Consider the following 25,481-nt stretch of genomic DNA (forward strand, 5'->3'; position numbering starts at 1 on the left):
GGTCCCGAGCTCTTACCGGTGATCAGCCCTCAGCGGCAAGCTGCCCGCAGGCTGCGGCGATTTCCTGGCCGCGGGTGTCGCGGACGGTGCAGGAGACACCCTGCGCGATGACCCGGCGGACGAACTCCCGCTCGACAGGTTTGGGACTGGCGTCCCATTCGCTACCAGAGGTGGGATTGAGCGGAATCAGATTCACGTGTACGAGAGCGCCCAACGCCTTGCGCAGCTTCTTACCCAGCAGATCGGCGCGCCACGGCTGATCGTTCACGTCGCGGATCAGCGCATACTCGATCGAGACCCGACGACCGGTCTTGTCGGCGTAGTAGCGGGCCGCGTCGAGAACCTCGGCGATGGGCCATCGGTTGTTGACCGGCACGAGGGTGTCGCGGAGCTTGTCGTCGGGAGTGTGCAGCGACACGGCCAGGGTGACGTGCAGGCCCTCATCGGCAAGCTTGCGGATCGCCGGCGCGAGCCCCACCGTCGAGACCGTGACCGAACGCTGCGACAGCCCGAAGCCTTCAGGTGCCGGCGAGGTGATCCGGCGGACGGCTGCGACGACACGCTTGTAGTTGGCGAGTGGCTCCCCCATGCCCATGAACACGATGTTCGACAAGCGGCCCGGACCACCGGCGACGTCGCCGTCTCGCAGTGCTGCGGCCGCAGCCCGGACCTGATCGACGATCTCCGCGGTGGTCAGGTTCCGGTCGAGGCCACCCTGCCCGGTCGCGCAGAACGGGCAGGCCATGCCACACCCGGCCTGACTCGAGATGCACAGGGTCGCGCGCTCCGGGTACCGCATGAGCACGCTCTCGAGGAGAGTACCGTCGCCCGCGCGCCACAGCGTCTTGCGGGTCTCGCCACCGTCGCAGGCGATGTGCTTGACCGGGGTCAGCAACGGCGGGAACAGTGCCTCACCGATCTTGTCGCGCACGGCAGCGGGAAGGTCGGTCATCTTCTCCGGGTCGGCTTCGAGCCGACCGTAGTACTGCCGGGCGATCTGGTCGGCGCGGAAGGCCGGAAGGCCCAGTTCCTTCACGGCCTCACGTCGCTGCTCGGCATCGAGGTCGGCGAGGTGCCGCGGGGGCATACCGCGCTTGGGAGCATCGAAAACGAGGGGCAGGGAGGAAGCCATAATGATCCATTCTTCCATGCTTTGCGAGCCGGCTGTCCGGTCTGCACTGTGATACTCGACCCCAACCGCCCGGAAATTCACACCCCATGAATTCACACGTCGATGGGGGGAAGATCGAGACATGACCACCCGAATTGCTCCCGAGTTCGCCCGATCCTGGCTTCTTGTCCCCGGCAATGCCCCCGAGCGGTTCGAGCCTGCCGCCACTTCCCCCGCCGATGCCGTCGTGCTCGATCTCGAAGACGCGGTCGCGGCCGAGGGCAAGGCAGCCGCCCGTGCCGGTGTCATCGAGTGGCTGCGAGGCGGCGGCAGGGCCTGGGTTCGCATCAACGACACCACCACCTCGCACTGGTGCGACGACGTCGACGCCCTCGCGGGCGTGCCCGGCCTCGAAGGGGTCATGCTCGCGAAAGCCGAAAGTGGGCAGCAGGTGGACGCCACCGCCGACGCCCTGCCGGACGGCACCAAGATCCTCGTGTTGATCGAATCTGCGATGGGGCTCGAGGCAGCACCTGAAATCGCCCGCGCCGAAGGTGTGTTCCGGCTGGTGTTCGGCAGTGGCGACTTCCGCCGCGACACAGGGATGAGCGCGTCGCCCCTCGCCATGGCGTATCCGCGCTCGAGGCTTGTCGTGACGAGCCGCGCCGCGAAACTTCCCGGGCCGATCGACGGCCCGTCCCTCACCGACGATCCCACGATCCTCGAGCAGGAAGCGCAGCTGACCCAGTCGATGGGCATGTCGGGGAAATTGTGTATGACACCGGACCGGGCACGGTTCCCGAATGCCGCGCTGAGCCCCAGTACCGACGATATCGGCTGGGCTCACACCATCATCGATCGTCTGGGCGAAGACGGACACGGCGTCAAGGACGGGAGCGACCTACCGAAGCTGGCGCGGGCGAAGAAGATCAAAGAACTCGCTCGGGTGTTCCGGCTCCAGGGCGCGAGCCGAGCCACCCGCGACTAGCCGAACGTCACCTTCGCACACTGGAGTGACCCGAGGTGACATTCCGCTCAGCCGCGGGGGGCGCCCAGTTCGATGCCGCGCGGCTTGCGCCGGATGTGCAGGCGGTAGCGCACGGCCAAGGTGGTTCCGGTCGTCTCTCGAACGGCGCGCGCTGCGACCTTCGGACCGAACTCGATTCCGAGGACACGCTCGAGGCTGTCCCGATCCGGGAAGTTCCATTCGGTATCGATCCGCCGCAACGAGAATCCCTGGGCATCGAAGAAGGCTTCGACGACACGGGGGCGATAGTGCGGGAGGTCGGCGAGCATCCATTCGCCGTACGGGTGCGCCGTCGCGTCGAGGTCGATGATGGCGAGTGCTCCGCCGGGGCGCAGGACCCTCATCGCGTCGGTGATGCCTGCGCCGCACCCCGGGCCGAAGAAGTACGCGGTCCGGGCGTGCACGAGATCCACCGACCCCTCCGGCAGCGGCATGTGCGCAGCCGATCCCGGCAGGATCCGGACCGTGGCGAGATGACCGACCCGTCGTCGCGCCGCTTCGACGAGCGGCGGGTGGGGTTCGACTCCGGTCACCGACCGCGCCGTCTCCGCAAACATGCCGAGGTGGAAACCGGTGCCGCAACCGACGTCGGCGACGTCGAGGCCGGCCCAGTCCGCGTCCTCCCGCAGCGCCGCGTACACGGCGCCGCGGGTGTCCTGGGCGCGGTTCTCCTCTTCGTAGACCACCGGCCAGTGCCAGATATTGGGGCTGGCGATCACGCCCCTGTCGTCGCCTCGATGTTCATCCATCGCCCGGATCCGTGAGCCCCGCCTACACGAAGATCGTGAGGATCAGCCAGGTCACGAAGGCCGACGGAAGGATCGAGTCGAGTCGGTCCATGATGCCGCCGTGGCCGGGAAGCAACGTGCCCATGTCCTTGATACCGAGGTCGCGCTTCACCTGCGACTCGATCAGGTCACCGGCGGTGGCCGTCAACACGAGCACGACGCCGAGAAGCGCGCCGATCCACCACTGGCCGTCCAGCAGGAACATGACGGTCAGGATTCCGACAGCCACGCACGCAACCAGTGATCCGCCGAACCCTTCCCACGACTTCTTGGGGCTGATCGCCGGCGCCATGGTGTGCTTGCCGAACAGCACGCCGGCGGCATAGCCGCCGACGTCCGATGCCACGCAGATGAGCATCAGGCAGAAGACGCGCGCAGCACCTTGGTCCTCGAGGACCATCAGCGTTGCGAAGGATGCGAGCAGTGGCAACCATGCTGCGGTGAAGACTGCGACCGCGGTGTCGCGCAGATAGTTGCGCGGCTGCGCAGCCAGACCGTGGTCGAACAGTCGCCACAGCATCGTCACCACGACGGTCCCCGCGAACGCTCCGAGGACGCCGGTGGTTCCGTAAGGCCAACCCAGCCAGATGATCGCCTGGCCGCCGACGAGGAGCGGGAGGCGTGGCACGAGCACAGCCGCTTCACGTAACCGCTTGGTGACCTCCCACGTCGCGATCGCGATCGCTGCCGCGACCACACCGAGCCAAGCGGTGGGAGCGAACAGGAGGATCACGATCACAAGCGCGCCCAGGCCGCCCCCGACCGCTATAGCGGCGGGAAGGTTCCGGCCTGCGCGTGACGTCTTGGCGGGCGGTGTCGCATCGTCGGGTGGTGATGCTGCGTCAGCAGCGGTGACGTCGGAGGCGTCTCCGGCGTCGAGTGGAAGCTGAGGGTCGGAGGACCCGTCGGCTCTGCCCACCGTCAGACCTCCATCAACTCGGCTTCCTTGTGCTTGACCAGGTCATCGATCTGCGCCACGTACTTGGCCGTGGTCTTGTCGAGTTCCTTCTCCGCGCGACCGACCTCGTCTTCGCCCGCCTCGCCGTCCTTCTGGATGCGGCCGAGTTCTTCCATCGCCTTGCGACGCACGTTCCGCAGAGCCACCTTCGAGTCTTCGCCCTTGCCCTTTGCCTGCTTGACGAGTTCGCGGCGGCGATCCTCGGTGAGCTGCGGCACCGAGATCCGGATGATGTTGCCGTCGTTGGTGGGGTTGACCCCGAGATCGGAATTGCGAATCGCGGTCTCGATCGCGCCGAGCTGCGAGGCCTCGTAGGGCTTGATGATGACCATCCGCGCCTCGGGCACGTTGATGCTGGCGATCTGTGTCACCGGGGTGGGCGATCCGTAGTAGTCGACGACGATCCGGTTGAACATTCCCGCGTTCGCGCGACCGGTGCGGATGCCGCCGAGATCGTCCTTGGCCACGGTGATGGCCTTCTCCATCTTCTCCTCGGCCTCGAAGAGAGCTTCATCGATCACGGCAGTTCCTCCATGTTCCGTTGTCCAATCATGACCGTACGAGCGTTCCGATCTTCTCACCGGCGACGGCACGAGCGATATTGCCCTTGGTCAGCAGATTGAAGACCATGATCGGCATGGCGTTGTCCATGCACAGGCTGAACGCGGTCGCGTCCGCGACCTTGAGGCCGTTCTCGATGACCTCGCGATGGGTGACCTCCTCGTACAGCTCGGCATCGGGATCGATGCGAGGGTCCGCGGAGTAGATTCCGTCGACGGCCTTGGCCATCAGAACGACGTCCGCGCCGATCTCGAGGGCACGTTGCGCCGCGGTGGTGTCGGTGGAGAAGTACGGCATGCCCATGCCCGCACCGAAGATGACGACCCGGCCCTTTTCGAGGTGGCGGCGCGCGCGGAGCGGAAGGTACGGCTCGGCGACCTGCCCCATCGTGATCGCCGTTTGTACCCGGGTGTCGATGCCCTGCTTCTCGAGGAAGTCCTGGAGTGCCAGGGAGTTCATGACGGTGCCCAGCATGCCCATGTAGTCGGAGCGCGCACGCTCGAGTCCGCGCTGCTGCAGTTCTGCGCCGCGGAAGAAGTTGCCACCACCGATGACCACGGCGACCTCGACGCCACTACGCACGACCTCGGCAATCTGCTGCGCGACAGTCGTCACGACATCAGGGTCGAGCCCGACCTTGCCACCACCGAACATCTCGCCGCCGAGTTTGAGAAGCACCCGGCGAAAACCGGGCCGATCGTGGGCATGCTCGGACATGACTCTCCTCTGGTTGCGCATGAATCGGCCCTTATCATCCTGCCTCATTCACCCGGTGGAACCGAGACCGGGCGCGAAGCGACACGCCACGGCAACCACCGGATGCTGATCACCTGGCGGCACCGGACACACCACGACCCCGCCGGCCACAGCCGACGGGGTCGATCGATCGGTGGACTAGCTGGCGCCGACCTCGAACCGCACGAAGCGGGTCACGGTGGCTCCGGCCTCGTCGAGGATCGCCTTGACGGTCTTCTTCGAATCCGTCACCGACGACTGCTCGAGGAGTACGACGTCCTTGAAGAAGCCGTTCACGCGGCCTTCGACGATCTTCGGCAGAGCCTGCTCCGGCTTACCTTCTGCCTTGGCGGTCTCCTCGGCGATACGACGCTCGCCGGCGACGATGTCCTCGGGAACCTCGTCACGGGTGGTGTACTTCGCCTTGAGAGCAGCGACCTGCATGGCAGCGCTCTTGGCAGCCTCGGCTGCGGCGTCGCCCTCACCGGTGTACTCGACGAGTACGCCCACGGACGGAGGCAGGTCCGATGCACGCTTGTGCAGGTAGACCGACACATTGCCGTCGAACGCAGCAACGCGACGGATCTCGAGCTTCTCACCGATCTTGGCGGACAGCTCCTGCACCAGGGTGCCGACGGTCTTGCCGTCGACCTCGAGGGCCTGGAGGGCCTCGACGTCGGCCGGGCGTGCCTCTGCGGCAGCAGCGACGATCGTGTTGGCGAGAGCCTGGAACTCGTCGTTCTTCGCGACGAAGTCGGTCTCGGAGTTCAGTTCGACAAGAACGCCGTCCTTGGCAACAACGAGGCCTTCGGCGGTGGAGCGCTCGGCGCGCTTGCCCACGTCCTTGGCACCCTTGATGCGCAGCTGCTCGACGGCCTTGTCGAAGTCGCCGTCGTTATCGGCGAGAGCGTTCTTGCAGTCCAGCATTCCGGAGCCGGTGAGCTCGCGGAGACGCTTGACATCAGCGGCGGTGTAGTTCGCCATCTTGTGCGGGCCTCCTGTGTCTGTGATGAAAAGTCTCGGGTGCGGATAGCGCCGCTCATGTGCGGGCCGGGCCGCGATGCAACGGCCCCGACCATGATCTCTCGATCTTCCGGTCGGGGCCGTGCAAACGGATCAGGCCTCGGGGGCTGCGTCCGCGGCGGGTGCTTCCGCAGCGGGTGCTTCCGCAGCGGGTGCTTCCGCAGCGGGTGCTTCCGCGACGGCTGCTTCCGCTTCGCCGGTGGAGGAAGCCTGCGCGAGCAGTTCCTGCTCCCACTCGGGCAGCGGCTCTGCGGCTGCTGCCTCGGGCTTGGCATCGGCGTCGGCGTTCTTGCCGGCGCGCGCCTGGAGGCCCTCGGCGACTGCGGACGCAACGACCTTGGTCAGCAGCGCCGCGGAGCGGATCGCGTCGTCGTTGCCCGGGATCGGGAAGTCGACGAGGTCCGGATCGCAGTTGGTGTCCAGGATCGCGACGACCGGAATGTTCAGCTTGCGAGCCTCACCGACGGCGATGTGCTCCTTGTTGGTGTCGACGACCCACACGGCCGACGGAACCTTGGCCATGTCACGGATGCCGCCGAGGGTCCGGTCGAGCTTGTTCATCTCACGCGTGAGCATGAGGATTTCCTTCTTGGTGCGACCCTCGAAACCACCGGTCTGCTCCATGGCCTCCAGCTCCTTCAGGCGCTGCAGGCGCTTGTGGACGGTGGAGAAGTTGGTGAGCATGCCGCCGAGCCAGCGCTGGTTCACGTACGGCATGCCGACGCGGGTGGCCTCTTCGGCGATGGATTCCTGAGCCTGCTTCTTGGTGCCGACGAACAGGATCGTTCCACCGTGAGCGACTGTCTCCTTGACGAACTCGTACGCCTTGTCGATGTACGTCAGGGTCTGCTGCAGGTCGATGATGTAGATGCCGTTGCGGTCGGTGAAGATGAACCGCTTCATCTTCGGGTTCCAGCGACGAGTCTGGTGTCCGAAGTGGGCGCCGCTGTCGAGCAGCTGCCTCATAGTTACAACAGGCATGCCTGTTTCTCTCTTTCATGTCGGTTGCCGCGGGTGATCTTGCGATCCCCGCCCTGGCGTCCGCATGCCCGTCGACCCTTGCGGGACCGGCGACGGCCATCTACGGTGCATCCGTATAGACGGAGTTGCACCGACGCGCGGACGCGCGAAGTCGATCTGCAAACACAGACCGCTCGACAATCATACGACCAGGACACCTCGAACTCCCAACCGCCTCGTCAGAGCAGTCTCTCGATCCACCCCTGTGGACAACCGCGAAGTTGTCCACATTCGTCTCTTCGAGGTGTCGCGGCAGCCTTCCAACGGCAAGTGTGGGGCCATGCGAATCCCCGCGCTCGCGCTACTGGCGACTCTCGTGTTCCTGATGGGCCCTGCTCCTGCGTCCGCAGAGAACACCTTCGTCTGGCCTCTGGAACCACGCCCCACGGTGACCCGACCGTTCGATCCCCCCGAGCACAACTGGTTGCCCGGTCATCGCGGCGTCGATCTCGCCTCGCATCCCGGACAGACGGTGCTCGCGGCCGGTGACGGGATAGTCGTGTTCGCCGGAACCGTCGCGGGGAAACCGGTCGTGTCGATCGACCATCAGGGCGGCCTGCGCACCACCTACGAACCCGTCACTGCGACGGTGGCGGCGGGTCGCCGGATCACTGCCGGCGACCCGCTGGGAACGGTGGAAGCGGGACACGAGAGCTGTCCTGTCGATGCGTGTCTGCACTGGGGCCTGCGCCGCGACCGCGACGACTATCTGAATCCACTCCCCCTCGTCGAGCGGACGGTGATCCGGCTCGAACCGGTGTGAACTCGATGGTGATGTGCCGTCTCTACCGGTACGCCACCGTCACCAATGGGCGGAATGCCGCCCAGTCAGGACCGGGAAATCGTCTGCGACCATGGCCGCGAGTTCGGCGAATGCCCGTCGGGTCGCGGGTCGCAACAGGTTCAGGTCGATCTCGGCGCCCTCCGCCAGGTGCTCGTCGAACGGCACGACCTGCACGGCCCGGCAGCGAGCGAGGAAGTGCTCGGTCAACACGTCGAGATCGATATTGGAGGCTCCCGGTCGCGGCGAACTGATCACCACGACCGTGCGATCGACAAGGTCGCTGTAGCCGTGATGCTCGAGCCAGTCCAGTGTCGCGGCGGCGCTGCGAGCACCATCGACAGCCGGTGACCCGACGAGAACGAGGGCATTGGCCAGATCGAGCACACCTTTCATCGCGGAGTGCATGATCCCCGTTCCGCAGTCGGTGAGAATGATGTTGTAGTAGACCTGCAGAACATCGATGACGCGACGATAGTCGTCCTCGCTGAATGCCTCCGACACCGCCGGATCACGTTCGCTGGCAAGCACTTCGAGTCGGCTCGGAGCCTGCGAGGTGTGAGCACGCACATCGGAATACCGTTCGATGCGGTCCGCAACCGCAATCAGATCTCGCACCGTGGACTGCGTCTGCTCAGGGATGCGCTGCGCGAGGGTTCCGAAATCAGGGTTGGCGTCGACAGCGATCACGCAGTCGCCGCGCATCGACGAGAAAGTCGAGCCGAGCCCGATCGTCGTGGTGGTCTTGCCTACACCGCCTTTGAGTGAGAGCACTGCGATGCGGTAGTCGCCGCCGATCGGCTGGCGGATGCGCGCGACGAGGTCGTCGTGGTGCGCGTCGTCGGAGGATTCGCCGGGATTGAACAGGCCCCCGGTGAGCCGATGCACGCCGCGCCGCCACCCACCGCTCGGAGCACGCCGAGAACGGCGGACGAGGACCCCCGACGCGAGGTCGAGGTTCGACGGCGGATGATCCGGCACAGCAGTGTGTTCCGGCACAGCAGTGTGTTCCGGCACAGCAGTGTGTTCAGGCACAGCAGTGTGTTCAGGCACAGCAGTGGAGCCCGGTTCGTCGCGCACGACAGGATCCGGATCGGGTTCGCGAACCGGCGCGGGGATGTGGACCGCCTCCGTTTCGGAAGCACACTCCGGTTCCGGCAGCGGCTTCACCTCCGCTACGGGCCCGGGCACGCTGATCGGCGCCGCCGCCCTGACCGGCTCGGGTTCGGATTCGGGTTCGGGTTCGGCAGTGCGCTCCGGTTCCGGCTCGGGCCCCACCTCGGGCACGGGATCAGGTGCGGGCGCCGATTCCCGGTGGGACTCAGGTGTCGGATCCGGCGCAGACGCAGACAGAACAGACGCGGACAGAACTGCAGGCTCCTGTGCAACCTCTGCCGGCTCCGACTCTGTCGACGCACTCGGTTCCGGATCACGTCGACTCGGAATGATCGAGAACGGCACCGACGCCGGCGGCACGATCGGGGCGGGGATCGATGAGATCGGCGCTGCGCTGGGAGTGACCGGTGGTGCGCTCGACTCAGCCTGCGGTGCGGCACTCGAGCGTACGGGCGCCGCGATCCGGACCGAGCCCGCTAGCGATCCGATCTCCGGCGCCGCGGTGTGCTGTTCCGTCGCGCGCACAGCACTCCGACGCAGACCCCGTCGCGACGCGGCCGCCGTCGGCCGAGGGTCAGGTTCGTCCTGCAACCACGCAGGCAGTGCATGGTTCGACTCGTCACGTGCCATCAAATCCCCCCGGAATCCCCCACAGCCGATCGGCAGGGACGCTACCAAAGCACACTGAGCTGCGTACACCTCAGGCACGGCTCAAGCACGGGGATGCGCCTGCTCGTGGACCGCTCGCAGGCGCGCAACCGACACATGCGTGTACAGCTGAGTGGTTGCGAGACTCGAATGACCGAGGACTTCCTGGACGACGCGCAGATCGGCACCGCCCTCGAGAAGATGGGTCGCTGCAGTGTGTCGCAGCCCGTGCGGAGCGAGATCAGGGGCACCGGGAACAGCCCCGACCGCTTCGTGCACGACGGTGCGTACCTGCCGTTGCCCGATCCGTCCGCCGCGCTTCCCGAGGAGCAACGCCGGCCCCGACACTGCGGTCATCAGGACCGGCCGGCCGATGGTCACCCACCGTTCGAGCGCCTCCGCGGCGGGCACCCCGTACGGCACCGTTCGTTCCTTGTCGCCCTTACCCAGCACCCGCACGACACGCCGCTCGGCGTCCACGTCGTCGAGGTCGAGCCCGCACAGTTCCCCGACCCGGATACCGGTCGCATACAGCAGTTCGACGATCACATGGTCTCGTAGCGCAACCGGATGTTCCTCCCGAGCGCCGGATTCCGCAGCCACCATGACTTCCGACGCCTGCTCGGCATGCAGCACCGCAGGCAGTGTCCGGTGTGCACGTGCTGATGCGAGGCGCGTTCCGGGGTCGTGCTCCGTGCGACCCGAGCGGACCAGCCAGGCAGTGAATGTCCGCACCGACGACGTGCGCCGCGCGATCGTGCTGCGCGCGGCACCGGACGCGACCTGCCTTGCGAGCCAGGCCCGCAGAGTCCCGAGGTCGATATCGGACACGCGCGCGTCGGGCTTCCCGTGCGCGAGGTGAGCGAGTAACGACCGCACGTCTGTCGTGTACGCACGGACAGTGTGCGCCGACCGGTTCGACTGCAATGTCAGATGGTCGGCGAAATCCTCGACATGGACGGCGAGAGCGGGTGGCAGCACCGATGCCGGATCGTGGTCCATGCGCACCACCGTGCGCGGTGTTCCGGCTCCATGCAAGCCAACGCGCCTCGATAAGGTTCGTTCGTGAGTAAAACGATCTCTTTGCCGATGTTGTGCGCGCTGGCGCTCCTGTCGGCCACAGCGCCGCTGGCGACGGATATGTATCTCCCCGGTCTGCCGATCATGTCCGAGAGTCTCGGCACCTCGACCGTCGGGATCCAGCTCACGCTGACCACGTTCATGGCAGGTCTGGGCATCGGTCAGTTGATCACCGGTCCCCTGTCGGACGGGTGGGGTCGTCGCCGCCTGCTCGTCATCGGCACCATCGTGCTCGCGTTGAGTAGCGCCGTGTGTGCGCTTGCACCGACAATCGAGGTCCTCATCGGGGCACGAGCGATTCAGGGCTTCAGCGGGGGCATCGGAATCGTGCTTGCGCGCGCGGTCATCGCAGACCGGACGAGCGGCCACGAATCCGCTCGCTTGTTCAGCTTCATGATGATCATCGGTGGCATCGCACCCATTGCCGCGCCGATCATCGGCGGTGCACTTCTCGACCCTATCGGCTGGCGCGGCATTTTCTGGGTCCTGACCGGCGCCTCCATCGCGATGCTCGCCGGGGTTCTCGTGTTCATCCCCGAAACGCTGCCACCCGAGAAACGTCACGGCGGCGGATTCGCTGCGCTTGCAGGCAACTTCGGCTACGTCCTCGGCAACCGCAGGTTCATCGGGTACGCCGCATCGTTCGCGCTCGGCTTCGGCGCGATGTTCGCCTACATCTCGGCATCGCCGTTCGTGGTGCAGAACGTGCTGGGAATGTCCGCCACCCAGTTCTCGCTGGTCTTCGCAGCCAACTCGGTGGGATTGGTGACCGCGAACATCATCAACACCCGGCTGATCGGCCGGTTCGAGGTGCGGTCGCTCCTGTTGTTCGGTGTCACCCTCATGTTGACCGCGGGGGCACTGCTGCTGATCACCACCGTGGTATTCGGCGCTCACCGCTGGCTCCTGCTGCCACTGCTGTTCGCCGTCGTGTTCAGCCTCGGGTTCACGATGGGTAATTCCACAGCCCTCGGTCAGGGTGAAGTGCCGTCGGCAGCAGGCACGGGCTCGGCGATCATGGGCGCGTCCCAGTTCGGCCTCGCCGCGATCGTCTCACCGCTGGTCGGGTTGGGCGGAGAGGACACCGCCGTTCCCATGGCGATTGCGATCGTCGTCTCGGCGGGACTCGCGATGAGCGCCCTGCTCACCCTCACCCGCGAGCCCCGCACCTGACCGTTCGACGGACTCGGCGCTAGCCGACCTCGACCTCGGCGAGTTCTCGCTTCCAGGTGCGGAAGCCTTCCTCGGTCCTGCCGCGACGCCAGTAACCGGAGATCGACGCGCGCGCCGGTTTCACTCCGCGTTCCTTACGCAGGTACGGGCGGATGTGCTTCATGACGGTTTCCGCCTCACCGTGCACGAACACCTGGACGTCACCTTCGGGCCATGGCAGTCCCTGCACCGCGGCAACGAGCGGTGCATTGCCGTCGATCCGGTCCGGGCCGGCATCGCCGGCTGCGACACCACGATGGAGCCACGTCACGGCGACCCCGGACGGTGCCTCGAGTTCGAGTTCGTCGGCTTCGCCGGCCACCTCGATGAACACGGCCCCCGCAGCATCAGCCGGGAGGGATTCGAGTGCCGCCGCGATCGCGGGGACAGCTGTCTCGTCACCGGCCAGCAGGTGGAAGTCCGCCGCCGGATCGGGCAGGTAACCCGCTCCGGGACCTCGAACCACGACCTCCGTTCCGGGTCGGACGGACCGCGCCCACGGACCGGCGATCCCCTCGTCGCCGTGGACGACGAAGTCGATCCAGATCTCCTCGGCGTCCCGGTCCACGCGGCGCACCGTGTAGGTGCGCACCACAGTGTCGTCACCCGCCGGGAGTTCGATCTTGACGTAGCTGTCGGTCTCGGGTCGAGGAACGAAGTCCGCGAACCCGCCTCCTCCCAGCACTACACGAACAAAATGCGCGGACACAACCTCTGTGCGCAGAACTGTCAACGTTGTCGCTTGCGGGCCCTTGGGTGCCACCCTGCCTCCTTATTAGGATTACCTTCCTTAAGGGACACTACCCGCTGTTCGACGTCAGGCGCAGTGGCCTGATGTCGTCCGACTACGCTCGAGACCATGAGTACCAGCGCGTCCGACATTGCCACCTGGATGGTCGACATCATCAACACCGAACGCAGGGTCGGCCAGGCCGACATGGTCGACGCCATCGAATCGAAGTTCGGGTCGGAGTGGATCTACGTGGGCGAGAGCGGTCACCCCTCGATCGACAGGGCCGTCCTCAAGGAGTTCCGCAAGGCTCACCGCGGCGCCGTGAAGTGGCATCGCGAAGATCTCGTCTGGTACATCGACGACGAGCCCGAAGCCGATGCGGCCGAACCCTCGGCGGCGGAGTAGTCCACCTACACGAAGAGATCGTGTTCCCCCACTACGGAGAACACGACCTCTTCGGCGTTCAAGGCTCAGAGCGAAGAGCCCGAGCCCATCCCCCGTCGTCGCGATGGACGAGCCCTTCCATTTCGAGTATGGGCAACGCTCCCCGCACGCGGTCGACGGAGAGCCCTGCGGCCTCCGCCAGCGCGGTCGGCTCGCACCTGCCCGCCGCCGGCAACGCCTCGTAGACGAGCACCAGATCTCCCGAGAGGCCGTCGAGCGCTCGAACGAACTGGGCATCGCGGTCGTCGCCGACTTCGAGGAGCGGACCGCATTCCTCGACGATGTCCCGCGCATTGCCGACCAGCCGTGCTTCGCCCTCGCGAATCATGCGGTGGCATCCTTGCGACGCCGCCGAGGTGACCGGGCCGGGTACCGCCACCACCGGTCGGCCCAGCCGGCGAGCCCACGCTGCCGTGTTGCGGGCGCCGCTGCGCCACCCCGCCTCTGCGACAACAGTTCCCGCTGACAACGCCGCAATGAGCCGATTACGCGCCAGGAATCGGTACCGCGCCGGGACCGTACCGGGCGGGTATTCGCTGATCACCAGGCCGGTTTCGGAGATGCCTCGCAGGAGTTTCGCGTGCGCGGCAGGATAGGCCCGGTCCACACCGCACGCGAGGATCGCAACGGTTGTTCCTCCGACCCCGAGGGCAGCGCGATGCGCCGCGGCATCGATCCCGAATGCTGCCCCGGACACCACCGTCCATCCGTCGACTGCGAGGTCCCCCGCGATCTCCGCCGTCACATGTTCGCCGTAGCCGCTGGCCGCGCGGGTACCGACAATTCCGATGGAGCGTTCGACGAGTTCGTCGAGCCGCCGCTGGCCCCACACCCACAACGCCAGCGGTGGCCCTTCCGCGTCGGTGGCCGTCTCCAGTTGGTCGAACCCGAGCATCTGCCACGCGGGCCACTCGTCGTCGTCCGGGGTGACGAGTCGCCCACCTGCCCGGTTCAGGCGTTCCAGATCGACGGCGGCCGTGTCGAGGTGGGCACGAACCTTGAGTTTGGCGGTGAGCTCGGCACCCGCCGAACCTTCCCGCACCGCATCTGCGACCTCGACGACCCCGTGCTCGGCGATGGCCGCGGACACCGTCCGCGAGGCGCCTTGGGTGACCGTCGAGAGATACGCCCAGGCACACCGTCTCTCGGCTGCGTCCTCCTTGTCGTCCACGGATGATCCGCTGGTCATGCGGCACCTCGATCCCGGAAGTCGAGCGCCGCGGCCACGTGAAGTTCGGTCGGTTGGGACAACCCCTCCAAGTCGCATAATGTCCACGCAACTCGTAGTGCTCTGTCCGCCCCACGAGCAGTGATCGCGCCCTTTCGCAGCGCCCACTCCACCGGTTTCACGACGGTGGCAGGCAACCGGAATTTCTGACGCAGAGCCGGCCCCGGAACCTCCGCGTTCGTCGCCCATCCGAAGTCCTGCCACCGCTCCGCTGCCGCGGCACGCGCAGTCGCGACGCGGGTCCGTACGTCGTCGGTGCTCTCCCCTGCCTCGCCCATCAGCGCGCTCGTCGCGACGGATTGCATCCGCACCCGCAGATCGACACGATCGAGCAGTGGTCCCGACAGTCGCCCGAGATATCGGCGCCGCGCGGTGGGCACGCACACGCAGTCGGCGTCGCGAGCCGGCGCGCACGGGCAGGGATTCGCTGCCAGGACCAATTGGAATCGGGCGGGATATCGAGCTACGCCGTCTCGGCGGGCGATGCGCACTTCCCCGTCTTCGAGGGGCGTTCGTAATGCCTCCAGAGTCTTCGTTCCCATCTCGGCGACCTCGTCGAGGAACAACACCCCTCGATGCGCACGGCTGACCGCCCCCGGTGTTGCCATACCTGTGCCCCCACCGATGAGCGAGGCCACCGTCGCGGTGTGATGCGGCGCGATGAACGGCGGTTCCATGACGAGGGGGCGGTCCGCCGTGAGGGTCCCGGCGACCGAATGAACCGCAGTCACTTCGAGGGCATGGGTTTCGCTCAGTTCGGGAAGGATTCCCGGTAGCCGTTGGGCCAGCATCGTCTTTCCGATTCCGGGCGGACCGGTGAGCATCAGGTGATGCGCGCCCGCCGCGGCGACTTCGATCGCGCGGCGCGCCTCGTGCTGTCCGACGACCTCGCTGAGGTCCGAACGGAGAGTCCGTGGTGGCACCGCCTGAAGATCGGGGCGATCGAGTGGACCGTCGCCCTGCAGCCACAGCACCACCTCGCGGAGGGTGTCGGCGCCGTACACGTCGATTCCCGCGACGAGCGAAGCCTCGGTCATCATCGCGGTGGGCACCACGACTCGCGACCACCCGTTCTTCTTCGCCGTGACGACTGCGGGAAGTACTCCACGGATCGGCCTCAGCCTGCCGTCGAGCGCGAGTTCGCCCAGCAGAATCGTTTTCGTCATCGCTTCGAGCGGTACGACATCCGCGGCATTGAGTACGGCACACGCGAGAGCCAGATCGTAGACACTGCCCACTTTGGGCAGTGTCGCGGGCGACAGCGCCAGCACCACCTTCGAATCCGGCCATTTCCCACCGGAGTTGGACACCGCCGCGCGGACGCGGTCACGCGATTCCTGCAGTGCTGTGTCGGGCAGGCCGACCATCTTCACGCCCGGCAAGCCCCCACCGATGTCGGCTTCGATCTCGACGACGTGACCGTCGATACCCGCCACGGCCACCGACCATGCCTTCCCCAGCGCCATCAGAGCACCTGCCTGCGGTGGGTGATCTCGGGGGTCTTCCCTCGAACCAGCACGACCGTCACGACGTCGATGCGGATCCTGTCCCATCGGCGGTCCTGATCGGCGAGCCACAGTCCGGCCAGGCGTCGTAGCCGCTCCGCTTTGGCACGGGTGACAGCTTCTGCGGGTGTGCCGTAACCGAGCCCGGTTCGGGTCTTGACCTCCACGAACACGAGGACCGCGCCGTCCTGCGCGATCAGGTCCAGCTCGCCGTACCGGCACCGCCAGTTGCGTTCGAGGACCACCAGTCCGGCGGACTCGAGGTGCTCGGCGGCGAGTTCCTCACCGCGGATCCCCACTTCTTGATTTCGTCCCATCCCTCTTGCTCCTCCCTGCGTGCACACACTGTGCCGCAGGGAAACCGGGAGATCGGGGCGTCGATGCGCGATACGGGAGATCTGTGGATGAAACGACCGACTGTGGACAACCGCCGACTCATCGGCCGGCGCACGGCCTCCGTGTCCGGGGCCTCAGCTAAGGTGCGGCGCTCATCCGAGCTTGTCGGGCAGTCGCAGTTCGGGCTTGTCGAGCTCTTCGATGTTGACGTCCTTGAACGTGATCACCCGGACGTGCTTGACGAATCGCGCGGGACGGTACATGTCCCACACCCACGCATCCGACATCCGCACCTCGAAATACACCTCGCCGTTGGCGTTGTGCGGAAGCAGTTCGACGGCGTTGGCAAGATAGAAGCGCCGCTCGGTTTCGACGACGTAGGCGAACTGACCGACGATGTCCCGGTACTCCCGGTACAGCGAGAGTTCCATCTCGGTTTCGTACTTCTCGAGATCCTCGGCGCTCATCGGTCTCGGTGTCCTCCCACTCTGGTGTGTTCTGTCATCATCCCGCATACGCTCCGGCACCGACGAGTCGGCGTCGGAACGGTGCGTCGCCGCACACTGCGGCAACGTTCGCCCATGATCTCCGATGTTCGGGTGACGGACCGAGCTCGCGTAGTGCCGCCATGTGAATCGCCGTGCTGTAGCCCTTGTGTATCGCGAAACCGTACCCCGGATGCTTTCGATCGAGGCCGACCATGATCCGGTCGCGGGTCACCTTTGCGAGCACACTCGCCGCGGCGATGCACGATGCGGCGCCGTCCCCTCCGATCACCGGTAGCGACGGCGCCGGCAGACCCGGAACCCGGAATCCGTCGGTGAGGACGTATCCGGGAGCGAGCGACAAACCCGCGATCGCACGCCTCATCCCCTCGATGTTGGCCACGTGAATGCCGATGGCGTCGACTTCGGCGGCCGGTACCTCGACCACGCTCCACGCCGGTGCGCGTCGCACGATGGCGTCGTAGAGCTCTTCGCGGGTCCTCTCGGTCAACTTCTTCGAGTCGTCCAGGCGATCCAACGACGGGTGCGGCTTGGGCTCGAGGATGCATGCGGCGATGACCAGCGGACCGGCACACGGCCCGCGACCGGCCTCGTCGACACCGGCGACCGGGCCCAGCCCGCATCGCAGCAGTGTCGATTCCATCGTCCGTAGACCCGATGATCGGCGGATCACCGGTCGCGGTGGCCAAGTACTCACGAAGGCATGATCTCCGGGGAATCGATGAGGCCCCATCGGCCGGGGGGCAGCACGATGAAGCGCGCCTTTCCGATCACATTCTCCAACGGAATGGCGCCTTGGTGCTCGTCGCCGACGTGATAGCGCGAATCCGCGGAGTTGCTGCGGTTGTCGCCCATCACCCACACATGCCCCTCGGGCACCGTGACGGGACCGAAGCAGCGTCCGGATGGCACTTCGGTCTCGCAGGTGACGACGCCGGGAGTGAAGGGGTAGTCCATCTTCACGTACGGCTCGTCGATCGGTTGTCCGTCGACGAGAATGCGGCCCTGATCGTCGCAGCATTCGACCGTCTGGCCGCCCACCGCGATGACGCGCTTGACGAGGTCGTTCTCGTCCGGTGGGACCAACCCTACGAGCGAGCCGACTTCCTGGATCCCGCGGAGGACGGGGTTCTCGGAGCGCGTCGAGGAATACCCCTCGGACCACGAATCGGGCCCCTTGAACACGATCACGTCTCCGGGCCGCGGATCGCCGAATCGGTAACCGATCTTCTCGACGACGATGCGGTCGCCGGTGCAGCCCGGGCACCCGTGCAGTGTCGGTTCCATCGATTCCGACGGGATCAGGTACACGCGGGCGATGAAGGTCTGGAGAAGGAAACTCAGCGCGAGCGCGACGACGATGAGGATCGGGAGTTCACGCCAGAACGACTTCTGCTTCTTCGTCTTCTTCGTGGTGCCGCTGTCGTCGTTCAGGTTGTCCGGTTCCTCTCTCCTGTGGTGAGCACCGTGCGTCCGGTCGTGTGCCGGGAGTCGGTCGTCGCCGTATCGGTTCGCGTCCGGCCCGGCCGGTTCGTGCGGTGAATCTGCCACTCGAACAGACTAGCCCGGCCCGGATGCGAATCCGGGCCGGGCCAGTGAGTATGTCGTCATGATTCGACGATCAGCGCTTTTCCTTGATCTTCGCAGCCTTGCCGCGCAGCTCGCGCAGGTAGTACAGCTTCGCGCGACGGACGTCACCGCGGGTGAGGACGTCGATCTTCGCGAGGTTCGGGCTGTGCACCGGGAAGGTGCGCTCGACGCCGACGCCGAACGAGATCTTGCGGACGGTGAAGGTCTCGCGGATGCCGCCGCCCTGGCGACGAATCACGACGCCCTTGAAGACCTGCACACGCTCCTTCGAGCCCTCGATAACCTTGACGTGCACGTCGAGCGTGTCGCCGGCGCGGAAGTTCGGAATGTCGTCGCGCAGCGACTTTGCGTCCAAAAAGTCCAGGGTGTTCATCGGTGTTCTATCCTCTTGTTCGCTCGAGCAGAGGAACCTGGCGGCGACCGCTGTGAGGCGGGCTCGACCGGTTCGTGCCCAGGTCAGGTAGGCGTGCCCGAACGGGGCAACCCGTCTATAGTGCCAGACTCCACCGGGCTGGGTGAAATCACGGGTGCCGGAGCCGCGTGCACCGTCCTGTCGAGGACCGCTTCCGCAGCTATTCGCGAGTGTTCGACGCTGCCGAGCACCGCTTCGAGGGTCGGGGCACCCGCGACGAGGTCCTGCACGAAGATCTTCGCTCGGATCACCGGTCTGCGGAACCGCCGTTCACGCGCGATCGCACGGGTCATCTTCCGTGTCTTTCCCTGGTAGCGCCAGCGGGCCCACGGCGCTCCCGGCCGCGACAGGCGGAGTGCGCCGACCCACAGCAATGGGACGACGAACAGCCCGACCAGACCGGTCCAGATCTTGCCCTTGGCGAGGACCACCCCTGCCACCAGCAGATTCACCAGCACCGACACCACCAGAACGAATCGGTTCACCCAATCTCCACCATCGTCGAAGTTGGTGAGGTCGACGAGATCGAGGGGTTGAAGACCGAGCATGAGCATCCCTGTTACGGCAATGGCCACGAACACCGCGTCGACGGATACCCGTCCTTCTTCCTCCCAATACACATCGTGGAGATAGAAGATCAGCGCGAACTCGTCGAGCGTGAGGGCAGCTCCCACCCCGAACAACGTAGCGAAGACGGCAACGACGGACCTGGAGCCCACCTCGTACACCGAGATGAGCCCACCACCGGCGATGACCATCGTGACCACCCCGAACACCATGTGATGTACGTGCAGCCCACCGGGTGTGATGTTGCCGGGCCACCACCGCACCTTCGCCCGGATCAACCGGACGCTGATACGGATGAACACGAAAGCCACCACGAAGCCGAGGAGGAAGCACAGCAGCGGTAGTCGCCCCTGGTCGCTGATCTCGGTTCGAACCCAGTTCATCATCGCGGCATCGTTCTCATCGGGGCGCTGCCCATGCTCTCGACCGTATTGCCCCCACGTGCTTCAGCATCCCAGGCGCCGGCCGCTCGCGGTGCGATACGACCGGCACCCGAAGACGGGTTACTTGCCGAAACCGGCTCGGCGCAGAGCGTCGGCCATCGATCCGTTGGCGGGTGCGGCGTCGCTGCGCCGGTCCTGCTTGCCGCCACCTTGCTTGTTGCCGCTCTGCCCGCGGCCACGGCCGCCTTGTCCGCGGCCGCCGCCCTGCTGACTGCGCGGTGCGGGCCTGGATCCGCCCTGGCGTCCTCCGCGCGCGGCGCCGCCTTCACTGTCCGATGCGGACGGAATCTCGTCGTCGAGGCGCAAGGTGAGGCTGATGCGCTGGCGCGGAACATCGACCTCGAGGACCTTGACCTTGACGACTTCACCCGACTTCACGACATCATGAGGATCCTGGACGAAGCTGCGCGACATCGCCGAGACGTGCACGAGTCCGTCCTGGTGGACTCCGACATCGACGAACGCTCCGAAAGCAGCGACGTTGGTGACGACGCCCTCGAGCACCATGCCGGGCTCCAGGTGGGCCACCTTCTCGATTCCTGCGGCGAACGTCGCGGTCTTGAACTCGGGGCGCGGATCACGCCCCGGCTTCTCGAGTTCGCTGATGATGTCCGTGACGGTCGGAAGACCGAACTTGTCGTCGACGAACTCCTCCGGCCGCAGCTTTCCGAGCACGGCAGAGCTTCCGATGAGTTCGAGCACCCCCGTACCACTGCGGTCGACGATGCGACGGACCACCGGGTAGGCCTCGGGGTGCACCGCGGACTCGTCGAGCGGGTCGTCGCCGCCCGGGATGCGGAGGAAGCCCGCGCACTGTTCGAAGGCCTTCGGACCGAGCCGGGCGACATCCTTGAGTGCCTTGCGGGTGCGGAACGGGCCGTTCTGGTCGCGGTGGGTGACGATGCTCTCCGCGAGCGACCCGGTGATGCCCGATACGCGGGACAGCAGGGGCACCGACGCCGTGTTGACGTCGACACCGACGGCATTCACCGCATCTTCGACGACCGCACCGAGCGACCGCGCCAGCATCGTCTCGGACACGTCGTGCTGGTACTGGCCGACACCGATCGACTTGGGGTCGATCTTGACCAGCTCGGCGAGCGGATCCTGCAGGCGCCGCGCGATCGAGACCGCACCGCGGATCGACACGTCGAGGTCGGGAAGTTCCTGGGATGCATAGGCGGACGCCGAGTACACCGAGGCGCCGGCCTCCGATACCACGATCTTCGTCACGTTGGTGACACCGGACTTGGCGATCAGCTCGGCGGCGAGCGCGTCGGTCTCTCGGGAGGCCGTGCCGTTGCCGATGGCGATGAGCTCGACACCGTGCTTGACCACCAGAGCTGCGAGGGTCGCGAGCGACTGGTCGTGCTTGTTGTGCGGCTGGTGCGGATAGATCGTCGTGTGGTCGACGACCTTGCCCGTCGCATCGACGACGGCCACCTTGGTGCCGGTGCGGAAGCCAGGGTCGAGGCCCATCGTGGGGCGGGTTCCGGCCGGCGCTGCCAGCAAGAGGTCGCGCAGATTCGCAGCGAACACGTCGACGGCGTCGCTCTCGGCGGACTGCTTGAGTCGCATCCGCACGTCGACCCCCATCGAGACCTGCAGCCTGGTTCGCCATGCCCAACGGACGGTGTCGAGTAGCCAGCGGTCGGCGGGCCGCCCCTGGTCGGTGATCCCGAAACGGCCGGCGATCCGGCCTTCGTAGTAGGACGGTGCTCCGGGTTCCTGCTCTTCGAGTTCCGGTTCCAGCGACAGGCTGAGGACCTCTTCCTTCTCGCCGCGCAGAACGGCGAGGATACGGTGCGACGGCAGGGCGGCGAACGGCTCGGAGAACTCGAAGTAGTCGGCGAACTTCGCGCCGTCGGTTTCCTTCCCGGGCCGAACCGAGGACTTCAGGCCCCCGCGGCTCCACATGGCCTCACGCAGCTCACCGACGAGGTCGGCGTCCTCGGCGAAACGTTCGACGAGGATCGCGCGGGCACCGTCGAGCTGTTCGGCGCTGTACTGCCCGGGATCGGTGGTCGGGTCGCCGATGAGTGCGTCGGCGACGGGCTCGTGCCCGGCCTCACGGGCGATCTGGGCCTTCGTGCGGCGTTTGGGCTTGTACGGCAGATAGATGTCTTCGAGCCGGGCCTTCGTCTCGGCAAGCATGATCTGTCCGCGAAGCTCGTCGTCGAGCTTGCCCTGCTCATCGATCGACTCGAGGATCGCAGTGCGGCGTTCGTCGAGCTCGCGCAGATACCTCAAGCGCTCTTCGAGGGTGCGGAGCTGGGCGTCGTCGAGCCCGCCGGTGACCTCCTTGCGGTAGCGCGCGATGAACGGCACGGTCGAGCCGCCGTCGAGCAGTTCCACCGCCGCAGCCACCTGGTTCTCGCGGACGTCGAGCTCGTCGGCGATACGTCGGTTCACGGTGTCGAGTTGGGTCGTCACGACGATCGACCCTACCTCTATCCTTTCGGGTGTTCCCCGGGGCGCCTCGAGCATCTACCCGGTGGAGCCCGAACTTCGACCGGCGGCGCGTGCGCGCCGCACAATAGAACACAGGAGTTGTTGGATGACCTGGGATCTGTTCCGGTCGTGCCTGTCGTTGCTGGTGGTGACAGCAACGTTATCGGCGTGCGGAACACCCCTCGGCGAGACCTCCGACTTCGCGTCGGATGTGTCCGCTGCCGGCCTGCACGTCGAGATGAGCACCGACGACACCGACACCGGTGTGCCCATCAGGATGGACACGCTCGCGGAACGGATCGACGCCGCGTCGGAGCTTGCCGCACAGCGCGGTGCGGAGATCACGGTGGCGGTCCTCGACCGTGCAACGGGTGCGCGAACGGTCGGGGGCGTGAACGAGCCTCTCGAAACAGCATCGGTGGTCAAACTGTTCATCGCCGACGACCTTCTGTTCCGGGAAGGGATCGGTGAGATCGCGTTGACAGACGACGACTACGATCTGATCCGGGCCATGCTCACGGAGTCGGATGATTCCGCCGCGAGCCTGCTGTGGGACGTTTTCGACGGCCCCGACATCGTCGAACGCGTCGCCCGTCGCCACGGGCTCGAGGGAACGGTGGCACCGGTCGATTTCTGGTGGAACACCGTCACGACCGCATCGGACATCCTCACCTGGTACGACGACCTGCTCAGCAGCAGGGCCGGACTCGACGAACCCGCCACCGCCCGGATCGTCGGGTATCTACTCGATTTCGAGTCCACCGGAGCCGACGGCTACGACCAGGAATTCGGCCTGCCCGACGGTCTCTCGTACGCGGTGGACCTCGGGTCGAAAGCAGGGTGGATGTGCTGCCTCGACGCGCATTGGGTTCATCTGTCCACCGGGTTCTTCGGCAACTACCACCGGTACGTTGTCGCCGTGTTGTCGCGGGAGACGGTGACCTACGAAGATCCCGAATACGATGGCTGGTCGCTCCCGGACACCTCGATCTACGACGCGACGGAGGACGAGAGTGCTCAGCACGCACGCGACACGGTGACCATGGTTGTCGAGGAAGTACTCGGCTGAGCACAATGCAGTGGCGACGGGACGAACGGGTGCCTCTAGTCGCGGGCGCGCTGTCCGTCTGTGAGCAGATCCGGACGTCGCTCGCGGGTCCGGATCAGAGACTGTTCATGACGCCACTGTGCGACCTTGCCGTGGTCGCCGGAGAGCAGCACCGGAGGAACGTCGAGCCCACGCCAACTCGCGGGCCGCGTGTAGCTGGGGCCTTCGAGGAGTCCGTCGGAGAACGAATCCTCTTGGTGTGACTGCTGATTGCCGAGTACGCCGGGCATCAGGCGTACGACGGCCTCGACCATCACCAGCACCGCGACCTCGCCGCCGATCAGCACGTAATCGCCGATGCTGACTTCCTCGACGCGGACGCGTGTGGCGGCGTCATCGAAGACTCGTTGGTCGATTCCCTCGTATCGACCGCACGCGAAGACGATGCGCTTCTCGGTCGACCACCGTTGCGCGGTGGCCTGATCGAACGGCCTGCCCGCGGGGGTGGGAACGACGAGCAGCACATCCGGGTCGGTCGTGCCCTCGTCGACGCCGAGGACGTCGTCGAGAGCAGGTCCCCAGACCGTGGGTTTCATGACCATGCCGGGTCCGCCGCCGTAGGGCGAATCGTCGACCGCCTTGTGGACATCGTGTGTCCACTCGCGCAGGTTGTGTACTCCGACCGAGATCAGGCCCTTGTCGATCGCCTTGCCGAGCAGGGCGGCACGCAGTGGTTCGAGATACTCGGGAAAGATGGTGACCACGTCGAGCCGCACCGACTACTCGCTCTCCTCGGTTGCCCGGCGCAGCGTCCTTGCCTGCTGCTTCTTCGCTTTGGTGGGCGGCTCCCCGAAATCGGGATCGAGCAGACCGTCGGGTGGATCGATCTCGATCACGCCGTCTGCGATCGACACCGTCGGAACGATCTCGGTGACGAACGGGATGAGGATTTCCCGGCTCGCATCGTCGGCAGGGCGGATCGACAGAAGTTCGCCCGCGGCGGTGTGCAGGACCTCACGCACGGTGCCGATCTCGGCACCGCCGTCGGGGCGGCCCGCCACGATCCGGACCGGCAATCCTTCGAGTTCGTGATCGTAGAACTCGTCGGGATCATCGGACGGAGACAGGTCCTCACTGTCGACAACGAACAAGACACCGCGTATCGCGTCGGATCCGGTGCGGTCGGCCACACCGTGCAAACGCAGCAGAAGCCGCCCGGAGTGCTCCCGGGCGGCTTCCACCGTGTAGTTGTGCAGCTTCTGCTCGCGGGGCTTACGGCCACGCAGGACCGCGCCCACAGCGAAGCGCTCGTCCGGTTCGTCGGTGCGAACCTCGACGACGACCTCACCTTTGATGCCGTGCGACTTCACCACACGGCCCACTACGAGCTCCACCGCCGCGCGCCTAGCGGTCGGTGTCGACGACGTCGACGCGGATTCCCCGGCCACCGATTCCGGTGACGAGGGTCCGCAGTGCCGTCGCAGTGCGGCCACCGCGACCGATCACCTTGCCGAGGTCGTCAGGATTGACATGAACCTCGACGGTGCGGCCACGGCGACCCGTGATGAGGTCGACGCGCACATCATCGGGGTGCGCGACGATGCCACGGACGAGATGCTCGACCGCATCGGCCACCACGGCGCTCATTACTCGGCGGCCTCGGTGGACTCAGCGGCAGCCTCTTCCTTGGCAGCCTTCTTCTTCTTGGGGGTGACCGCTTCTGCGGCCGGCTCGTTCTCGGCCTGCGCGAGTGCGGCCTGGAACAGCTCGAGCTTGGTCGGCTTGGGCTCTGCCTTCTTCAGGGTGCCCTCGGTGCCCGGCAGCCCCTTGAACTTCTGCCAGTCGCCGGTGATCTTGAGGAGGTTGAGAACCGGCTCGGTGGGCTGCGCACCGACACTCAGCCAGTACTGCGCGCGCTCCGAATCGATCTCGATGATCGACGGATCTTCCTTCGGCTGGTACCGGCCGATGGACTCGATCGCACGGCCGTTGCGGCGGGTGCGCGAGTCTGCAACGACGACGCGGTACTGCGGGTTGCGGATCTTACCGAGACGGGTGAGCTTGATCTTGACAGACACTGCTGTGTTCTCCTTCGCGCGCAGAGCGCGCATGTCACGTGCAATTCGGACGACGCGCCCGTGTGGCGCGCCCGGTTTTG

28 protein-coding genes are annotated in these 25,481 nt (G+C 66.2%); 5 read left to right on the forward strand and 23 right to left on the reverse strand.

The window, feature by feature from the left end; all coding sequences use genetic code 11:
* Positions 1 to 22 precede the first annotated feature (22 nt).
* Entirely contained in the window at positions 23 to 1,132 is a 1,110-nt protein-coding gene (gene rlmN / locus ACZ46K_RS21440; protein ID WP_464744677.1) for a dual-specificity RNA methyltransferase RlmN, read from the reverse strand.
* A gap of 121 nt (positions 1,133 to 1,253) precedes the next feature.
* On the opposite strand from rlmN, the gene ACZ46K_RS21445 reads away from it, so the two are divergent.
* Positions 1,254 to 2,099: an HpcH/HpaI aldolase/citrate lyase family protein gene (locus ACZ46K_RS21445; RefSeq protein ID WP_464744678.1), complete on the forward strand. Its 846-nt coding sequence runs from the start codon at positions 1,254 to 1,256 to the stop codon at positions 2,097 to 2,099.
* A 47-nt stretch (positions 2,100 to 2,146) separates the two neighbouring features.
* Here ACZ46K_RS21445 and ACZ46K_RS21450 read toward each other — a convergent pair whose 3' ends face one another.
* From ACZ46K_RS21450 to rpsB, 6 genes are all read right to left on the reverse strand, one after another.
* Positions 2,147 to 2,887, reverse strand: coding sequence for a class I SAM-dependent methyltransferase (locus ACZ46K_RS21450; RefSeq protein ID WP_464744679.1), 741 nt, complete (start codon positions 2,885 to 2,887; stop codon positions 2,147 to 2,149).
* Positions 2,888 to 2,909: 22 nt separating this feature from the next.
* A complete protein-coding gene (locus tag ACZ46K_RS21455) occupies positions 2,910 to 3,845 on the reverse strand; it encodes a phosphatidate cytidylyltransferase (protein WP_464744681.1) in 936 nt (311 codons plus the stop codon).
* A gap of 2 nt (positions 3,846 to 3,847) precedes the next feature.
* Positions 3,848 to 4,405, reverse strand: a complete 558-nt coding sequence (gene frr, locus ACZ46K_RS21460; protein WP_054805528.1) for a ribosome recycling factor — start codon at positions 4,403 to 4,405, stop codon at positions 3,848 to 3,850.
* A gap of 28 nt (positions 4,406 to 4,433) precedes the next feature.
* On the reverse strand, positions 4,434 to 5,162 hold the full coding sequence (gene pyrH / locus ACZ46K_RS21465) for a UMP kinase (protein WP_132470557.1): 729 nt from the start codon (positions 5,160 to 5,162) through the stop codon (positions 4,434 to 4,436).
* Between the two features lie 177 nt (positions 5,163 to 5,339).
* Positions 5,340 to 6,164, reverse strand: a complete 825-nt coding sequence (gene tsf, locus ACZ46K_RS21470) for a translation elongation factor Ts (protein WP_464744683.1) — start codon at positions 6,162 to 6,164, stop codon at positions 5,340 to 5,342.
* A 132-nt stretch (positions 6,165 to 6,296) separates the two neighbouring features.
* Positions 6,297 to 7,184 carry a 30S ribosomal protein S2 gene (gene rpsB, locus ACZ46K_RS21475; protein ID WP_464744685.1) on the reverse strand — a complete coding sequence of 296 codons (888 nt, stop codon included), beginning with the start codon at positions 7,182 to 7,184 and terminating at the stop codon, positions 6,297 to 6,299.
* A gap of 319 nt (positions 7,185 to 7,503) precedes the next feature.
* Here rpsB and ACZ46K_RS21480 point away from each other — a divergent pair, with 319 nt between their 5' ends.
* Entirely contained in the window at positions 7,504 to 7,986 is a 483-nt protein-coding gene (locus ACZ46K_RS21480; RefSeq protein WP_054807765.1) for a M23 family metallopeptidase, read from the forward strand.
* 39 nt (positions 7,987 to 8,025) lie between these two features.
* Here the strand turns inward: ACZ46K_RS21480 and ACZ46K_RS21485 are convergent, their stop codons facing one another.
* Positions 8,026 to 9,750, reverse strand: a complete 1,725-nt coding sequence (locus ACZ46K_RS21485; protein WP_464744687.1) for a MinD/ParA family ATP-binding protein — start codon at positions 9,748 to 9,750, stop codon at positions 8,026 to 8,028.
* 81 nt (positions 9,751 to 9,831) lie between these two features.
* Positions 9,832 to 10,770: a tyrosine recombinase XerC gene (locus ACZ46K_RS21490; protein WP_464744689.1), complete on the reverse strand. Its 939-nt coding sequence runs from the start codon at positions 10,768 to 10,770 to the stop codon at positions 9,832 to 9,834.
* 87 nt (positions 10,771 to 10,857) lie between these two features.
* Between ACZ46K_RS21490 and ACZ46K_RS21495 the strand changes: the two genes are divergently transcribed.
* Positions 10,858 to 12,021, forward strand: coding sequence for a Bcr/CflA family efflux MFS transporter (locus ACZ46K_RS21495; RefSeq protein ID WP_054807792.1), 1,164 nt, complete (start codon positions 10,858 to 10,860; stop codon positions 12,019 to 12,021).
* Between the two features lie 19 nt (positions 12,022 to 12,040).
* On the opposite strand, the gene ACZ46K_RS21500 is transcribed toward ACZ46K_RS21495, so the two are convergent.
* Positions 12,041 to 12,823: a siderophore-interacting protein gene (locus ACZ46K_RS21500; protein WP_054807791.1), complete on the reverse strand. Its 783-nt coding sequence runs from the start codon at positions 12,821 to 12,823 to the stop codon at positions 12,041 to 12,043.
* A 96-nt stretch (positions 12,824 to 12,919) separates the two neighbouring features.
* Here ACZ46K_RS21500 and ACZ46K_RS21505 point away from each other — a divergent pair, with 96 nt between their 5' ends.
* Positions 12,920 to 13,198, forward strand: a complete 279-nt coding sequence (locus ACZ46K_RS21505) for a DUF6953 family protein (protein ID WP_054807790.1) — start codon at positions 12,920 to 12,922, stop codon at positions 13,196 to 13,198.
* A 58-nt stretch (positions 13,199 to 13,256) separates the two neighbouring features.
* Here ACZ46K_RS21505 and dprA read toward each other — a convergent pair whose 3' ends face one another.
* From dprA to ACZ46K_RS21550, 9 genes are all read right to left on the reverse strand, one after another.
* Positions 13,257 to 14,426, reverse strand: a complete 1,170-nt coding sequence (gene dprA / locus ACZ46K_RS21510; protein ID WP_464744691.1) for a DNA-processing protein DprA — start codon at positions 14,424 to 14,426, stop codon at positions 13,257 to 13,259.
* Positions 14,423 to 15,931 carry a YifB family Mg chelatase-like AAA ATPase gene (locus ACZ46K_RS21515; RefSeq protein WP_054807262.1) on the reverse strand — a complete coding sequence of 503 codons (1,509 nt, stop codon included), beginning with the start codon at positions 15,929 to 15,931 and terminating at the stop codon, positions 14,423 to 14,425. The genes dprA and ACZ46K_RS21515 overlap by 4 nt, the downstream gene beginning before the upstream one ends.
* On the reverse strand, positions 15,931 to 16,287 hold the full coding sequence (locus ACZ46K_RS21520; RefSeq protein ID WP_054807265.1) for a YraN family protein: 357 nt from the start codon (positions 16,285 to 16,287) through the stop codon (positions 15,931 to 15,933). The genes ACZ46K_RS21515 and ACZ46K_RS21520 overlap by 1 nt, the downstream gene beginning before the upstream one ends.
* Before the next feature lie 171 nt (positions 16,288 to 16,458).
* Entirely contained in the window at positions 16,459 to 16,773 is a 315-nt protein-coding gene (locus ACZ46K_RS21525; RefSeq protein WP_006550963.1) for a DUF2469 domain-containing protein, read from the reverse strand.
* Between the two features lie 37 nt (positions 16,774 to 16,810).
* Positions 16,811 to 17,509, reverse strand: coding sequence for a ribonuclease HII (locus tag ACZ46K_RS21530; RefSeq protein WP_464744696.1), 699 nt, complete (start codon positions 17,507 to 17,509; stop codon positions 16,811 to 16,813).
* Positions 17,506 to 18,246: a signal peptidase I gene (gene lepB, locus ACZ46K_RS21535; protein ID WP_054807266.1), complete on the reverse strand. Its 741-nt coding sequence runs from the start codon at positions 18,244 to 18,246 to the stop codon at positions 17,506 to 17,508. The genes ACZ46K_RS21530 and lepB overlap by 4 nt, the downstream gene beginning before the upstream one ends.
* Positions 18,247 to 18,433: 187 nt before the next feature.
* Entirely contained in the window at positions 18,434 to 18,775 is a 342-nt protein-coding gene (gene rplS / locus ACZ46K_RS21540; RefSeq protein ID WP_054807264.1) for a 50S ribosomal protein L19, read from the reverse strand.
* An 83-nt stretch (positions 18,776 to 18,858) separates the two neighbouring features.
* The gene (locus ACZ46K_RS21545) at positions 18,859 to 19,767 is read right to left on the reverse strand and encodes a hypothetical protein (RefSeq protein WP_054810658.1); all 909 of its coding nucleotides are present in this window, start codon (positions 19,765 to 19,767) and stop codon (positions 18,859 to 18,861) included.
* A gap of 117 nt (positions 19,768 to 19,884) precedes the next feature.
* The gene (locus ACZ46K_RS21550) at positions 19,885 to 22,257 is read right to left on the reverse strand and encodes a Tex family protein (protein ID WP_464744698.1); all 2,373 of its coding nucleotides are present in this window, start codon (positions 22,255 to 22,257) and stop codon (positions 19,885 to 19,887) included.
* 124 nt (positions 22,258 to 22,381) lie between these two features.
* Here ACZ46K_RS21550 and ACZ46K_RS21555 point away from each other — a divergent pair, with 124 nt between their 5' ends.
* Entirely contained in the window at positions 22,382 to 23,344 is a 963-nt protein-coding gene (locus ACZ46K_RS21555) for a serine hydrolase (RefSeq protein ID WP_054806561.1), read from the forward strand.
* 35 nt (positions 23,345 to 23,379) lie between these two features.
* Here ACZ46K_RS21555 and trmD read toward each other — a convergent pair whose 3' ends face one another.
* Genes trmD through rpsP form a run of 4 tightly spaced genes read right to left on the reverse strand, consistent with a single transcriptional unit; the run spans position 23,380 to position 25,401 of the window.
* Positions 23,380 to 24,099 (reverse strand): tRNA (guanosine(37)-N1)-methyltransferase TrmD, encoded by a 720-nt coding sequence (trmD, locus tag ACZ46K_RS21560; RefSeq protein ID WP_054810391.1) that lies wholly within the window; start codon positions 24,097 to 24,099, stop codon positions 23,380 to 23,382.
* 3 nt (positions 24,100 to 24,102) lie between these two features.
* On the reverse strand, positions 24,103 to 24,717 hold the full coding sequence (gene rimM, locus ACZ46K_RS21565; RefSeq protein WP_054806562.1) for a ribosome maturation factor RimM: 615 nt from the start codon (positions 24,715 to 24,717) through the stop codon (positions 24,103 to 24,105).
* Positions 24,718 to 24,727: 10 nt separating this feature from the next.
* On the reverse strand, positions 24,728 to 24,970 hold the full coding sequence (locus ACZ46K_RS21570) for an RNA-binding protein (protein WP_054718064.1): 243 nt from the start codon (positions 24,968 to 24,970) through the stop codon (positions 24,728 to 24,730).
* A complete protein-coding gene (gene rpsP, locus ACZ46K_RS21575; protein ID WP_054806564.1) occupies positions 24,970 to 25,401 on the reverse strand; it encodes a 30S ribosomal protein S16 in 432 nt (143 codons plus the stop codon). Before rpsP ends, ACZ46K_RS21570 begins: the two co-directional genes overlap by 1 nt.
* Positions 25,402 to 25,481 lie beyond the last annotated feature (80 nt).

This window comes from Rhodococcus sp. JCM 9793 (assembly GCF_055380405.1).